The following is a 4,242-nucleotide window of genomic DNA, read 5'->3' as shown; positions in this document are numbered from 1 at the left end:
GATAATCTAGAGAATAGTTATGATATAATTTAAACAAGATAAATAAATTTTAGAGTGGTGATTATATAAACAATATAAAGATAAATAGAGTGTTTGAAATCTTATATATATTATTAAATAAGGAAAAAATTTCTTCTAAAGAGTTGGCAGAAAAATTTGAGGTGTCAGTTCGAACAATTTATAGAGATATTGAAGTTATATCTGGTGCAGGCATCCCTATTTGTATGACTCAAGGAAGAAATGGAGGAATAAGTTTACTAATATTATTTATTGTATAATAGTTATAAGTTTTTTATTATAACTAAGGAGGAATACATGGATTTAGATAAGTTTAAATATATTGTATGCATAGCTGAAGAAAAAAGTTTTACCAAGGCTGCTCAAAAACTTTATATTTCTCAACCAGCTTTGAGCCAATATGTCGCCACAATAGAAGATCAGTTTAAAACAAAGTTTTTTGACCGTAGCTGTAATCCTTTAAAATTAACTCCTGCTGGGGAAATATTTATAAAAAAAGCTCTAGAAATAATAAATCTGAAAAAAGAATTGTGGAGGGATTTAGAAGATTCTTCAAATAATAAAATAGTAACATTTTCTATAGGTATTTCACCTAATAGGAGCCCCTATATACTCCCACTTTTCATTCCATAGTTAAAAAAAGACTTTCCGAATATCAAAATTAAACTTTTAGAAAAGACAGGAGTAGATTTAGAAAATGCTCTTATTAATAATCAAATTGATATAGCTATTATTTCGCTCCCATTACTTGAAAAATCCCTTGTGTATGAGGAGTTTTTTAAAGAAGAACTTTTGTTAATAACCCCGAATGAAGAAAGGTACCAGTACTTCAATAGAAAAAAAGTAAAATTAGAAAATCTTAAAGATGAAAATTTTATTTTATTACAAGAAAGGCAAAAACTTAGAACTGCAATCGAGGCTTTCTTTTTAGAAAAAAATTTCAACCCTAAGATTTTTTTAGAAACTGAAAATCAAGAGTGTGTCTTGTCTCTTATAAGTTCTGGATTAGGAATAGGATTTGCTTCTAATATGCACTTGACAAATAAAAAATGGAGAGATCATTTTTTAACTTTTTCTTTAGATGAAACAATCCTTTCTAGAAAATTTGTAATTGCATATAAAAAAGATAAGAAACTCAGCAAGGTTGAAAATAAACTTATTGAAATACTTCGTAAATAAATTAAGTAAAGGTTTGTTCTTCCCTTTTCCTACCACCTTGAAAAAGGCAGCAGGCTTCTTGTCATTATAGTCTCATGTCCATACCAATCAACTTCAGAAAATTATAACTATTGATTCAACTTTTTAAGCTATCTAGTATTTTACATTACCGTTTTTAAAAGGAATTTCCCAAATTTAGTATAAGTTGTAAAAATTAAATATTTTTTTATTAAAAAACACCAAAAACCCACCCGGTGACTTTTTACATGGCGGAAATTATAGTTGAAATATAGACAAATTTATTTCCGCCCAAACTTTTAAAAATTATGGTAGATAATATATCTAGCTCCACTTACTAAAAAATGGGAATATCTCAATAAGATAGCAGAGAGACTACTCGATATAGCCGCAATTACTGCCTCTTACTCATGAAATCTTTACTGATATCTACTTTCTCTTTTACAATCTCAGCAAAAAAAGTCTGATTCTATCCCAGTGGGAGCAAAATGAAGGAAAGGCATTGCCCAACCCCAAGAACGATTCCACCTAAAAAGGAGTATCTTGATGAGGTATGCTAGAAGGGAGCTTTTATGAAAAGCAGCGAGGGGTATCCAAAATCCACACATTTTTTATGAAAGAAAAAAGCCAGCGACTAACACCTCTATCTCCCACTAGAGATATGTATTTCATCGCTAGCTCCACCCGCCGAATATCGGCCTACACAGAAGGCGGGGTTTCTTGAATAAAAAATTACTATTTATTTTCCTAATATATCGTTTTTAATAAAGTTCTTGTCCTAATTAGATTGTTTAACTTTTTTAAATTAATCGTTCCATATTCACTTATTATTTCAAGATTTTTTAACAAATCAATATAACCTCTTTCTAAAGTACTTGGATATAATTCCTTTAAATACTCTATATAATTTTTATTACAAAATGTCGAATTTAATTCATAGAGAGACTCATTTAATTTATCCAGTATATTATAACATCTTTCATTTAGTAAAAATGCCTCAATATACGAATCATCACCTTCATATCTATTTGCTAATATATCAAATTTTACCTTTTGAGAAAAGGGGTTAAAATGATTTGTAGATAAAGTTTCTAAACAATCCTCTATAATACAACCTGACTCTCTAACTAGCCGCTTTTTTCCTTTTTTTCTTTCACATATCTCTTTTAGTGTGATTAACTGAAATTTGAATTCTGAAGTCATGGGAATTACTAATTTTTTTGAGTTACAAGTTTTACAAATTGGTATTAAATTATATATACATCTATTTAAAGCGTAGTTTATATTATCATCTATTGTTTTATTTATTATATGTTCTTTGTCAAATAAAACTCCCTTTTCATTATGAGATAGGAGAGAAGATCCACAATAAAAGCAATTATAATTTGATAAAATTAACAATTCTTTAAAATATTGAAGTTTATCATCAGCTCCATTATAGTAATTTCCACAAATATCTTTACCAAAGTGCTTTGCTAAAATTTCATAATATTTATCTTTATCATAAATTCTTAAAGGAATTAAAAAATTATTCATTTAATCTCTCAACTCCATTATAGCATCAGATAATATACGTTCTTTTGTTGTTGATTTATACAATGGTATTATATGTACACTCTGACTCATTTTAATTTTAGGATTGTGAATAACTGGACACAAAGAATAATTTAAACACGATTCACCAAAAATTTTTTTGCATTTTAAACAAATTTTATAAATTTTTTCTAAAAGCATATAGTTTTCACTTTTTTCAATGAAGGTACTACTTTTATCAAAAATTACCTTATCTATAGAATTTTCTGTTAAAAAATCACTAGAATCATAACTTTGATAACTTATTATAGAATCCTCATCTTGATATATTTTTACAATTTTAAATTCTACATTTGTATTTTTTACTTTTCTAGGCAACGAGTATATAGATTCAGGCATATTGGTAGAAAAAATAAACTTAATATTTGGAAAATTTGGCTCTAAAAATTTAAATAACTCTTTAAAAAATATGCTTCTATTATTCCAATATAACTTATCATCAATCTCATCTACTAAAATATATGTTGTTTTAGAGTTATCAAATAGCCTTAAATAGAAGTATATCTCTGCAGTAATTCTAATCATAAGTTTAAATCCTGTAGATGTTAATTCTTCTGGTACTTTTTTGTCGTTTCTTTTTATTTTAACGCTACCACCTTGGTCAAATAATAATTCAAACTTCAATTTATCTTTAAAAAATTTAAAAATAGGATTATCTTGATTTTCTTTTAAAAGATGAAGTATTGTTTTTTTTAAGTTGTCATTTTTTTGCTTTTCTAATCTCTCCTCTAAAATTCCAATAATATCATCAATTGTTATTGTTTTTTTGTATCCAGTATCAAAAAGTCCTCCTAAATCAATTTCTAAATCTTTTATATATTCAGGTATATATATACATTGGAATTTATCATCATAATAACTTTGAGCTAATTCTTTTAATATTTTTGTTTTTCCATCTGAATTTCCTGCAGCTAATACAACTCCATCTACACCTTCAATTTTATTTTTTAATCTTTCTATTAGAGTCTTGGTATTATTATCTTTTGGAACATGCACTTAGATTACTCCTTTATTTTTCATTATTTTATTTATTGCGTAGATTCTTTTAAAAAAACCTTCTGCTGATAAACCTAATCCATGTGAATCATAGTAAATAGCTTCTCTTGGAATACATAGTGATAAAGGTTCCTTTAATTTTTTATTCTCTCTTAAAATCAGATAAATCATAATTAAATTATTAATATTAAATTTTTCATCTTTATTTGGATTCTGAAATTCTAAATCAAAAAAATTAACTATTGAATTATATTCTTCATTCATAAAATCAATATTTTTACCATTTTTAGCTATATAGTCTTAATAATTATTTATCATATTATCAATAGACCCTTTTCTTCTGTATAATTTTTCAAAAGTTTTATATGTAGAATGCTCTTTTATTGACTCTATATTATTTGAATTTCCATAGTCTATATAATTTAATTTTGATTTATCTGATTTAAAGAGAGAATAAAA

5 protein-coding genes and 1 pseudogene are annotated in these 4,242 nt (G+C 26.1%); 3 read left to right on the top strand and 3 right to left on the bottom strand.

Features of this window, described 5'->3' with window-relative positions; all coding sequences use genetic code 11:
* The first annotated feature begins 89 nt into the window (after positions 1–89).
* The 3 genes and pseudogenes from HMPREF0202_RS00455 to HMPREF0202_RS00445 all read left to right on the top strand — a co-directional run.
* The gene (locus HMPREF0202_RS00455; protein WP_023051503.1) at positions 90–278 is read left to right on the top strand and encodes a helix-turn-helix transcriptional regulator; all 189 of its coding nucleotides are present in this window, start codon (positions 90–92) and stop codon (positions 276–278) included.
* A 37-nt stretch (positions 279–315) separates the two neighbouring features.
* A complete protein-coding gene (locus HMPREF0202_RS00450) occupies positions 316–651 on the top strand; it encodes a LysR family transcriptional regulator (protein ID WP_040405940.1) in 336 nt (111 codons plus the stop codon).
* Between the two features lie 15 nt (positions 652–666).
* Positions 667–1,197, top strand: a pseudogene (locus HMPREF0202_RS00445) (LysR family transcriptional regulator substrate-binding protein); the annotation flags it as partial.
* Positions 1,198–1,941: 744 nt separating this feature from the next.
* On the opposite strand, the gene HMPREF0202_RS00440 reads toward HMPREF0202_RS00445, so the two are convergent.
* The 3 genes from HMPREF0202_RS00440 to HMPREF0202_RS00430 are packed head-to-tail and all read right to left on the bottom strand — an operon-like array spanning position 1,942 to position 4,047.
* Positions 1,942–2,730, bottom strand: coding sequence for a hypothetical protein (locus HMPREF0202_RS00440; RefSeq protein ID WP_023051499.1), 789 nt, complete (start codon positions 2,728–2,730; stop codon positions 1,942–1,944).
* Positions 2,731–3,783: a hypothetical protein gene (locus tag HMPREF0202_RS00435; protein ID WP_023051498.1), complete on the bottom strand. Its 1,053-nt coding sequence runs from the start codon at positions 3,781–3,783 to the stop codon at positions 2,731–2,733.
* The gene (locus HMPREF0202_RS00430) at positions 3,784–4,047 is read right to left on the bottom strand and encodes a hypothetical protein (protein WP_023051497.1); all 264 of its coding nucleotides are present in this window, start codon (positions 4,045–4,047) and stop codon (positions 3,784–3,786) included.
* Positions 4,048–4,242 lie beyond the last annotated feature (195 nt).

It is taken from the genome of Cetobacterium somerae ATCC BAA-474, assembly GCF_000479045.1.
GTDB classification, from domain to species: Bacteria; Fusobacteriota; Fusobacteriia; order Fusobacteriales; family Fusobacteriaceae; genus Cetobacterium_A; species Cetobacterium_A somerae.
The sequence above is the reverse complement of the archived record's forward strand: the minus strand, read 5'-3'. Positions and strand labels throughout refer to the sequence as shown.

Coding starts and splice junctions, on each gene's coding strand:
- HMPREF0202_RS00430 (WP_023051497.1), bottom strand. CDS start 4,047: ATGAATGAAGAATATAATTCAATAGTTAATTTTTTTGATTTAGAATTT.
- HMPREF0202_RS00450 (WP_040405940.1), top strand. CDS start 316: ATGGATTTAGATAAGTTTAAATATATTGTATGCATAGCTGAAGAAAAA.
- HMPREF0202_RS00440 (WP_023051499.1), bottom strand. CDS start 2,730: ATGAATAATTTTTTAATTCCTTTAAGAATTTATGATAAAGATAAATAT.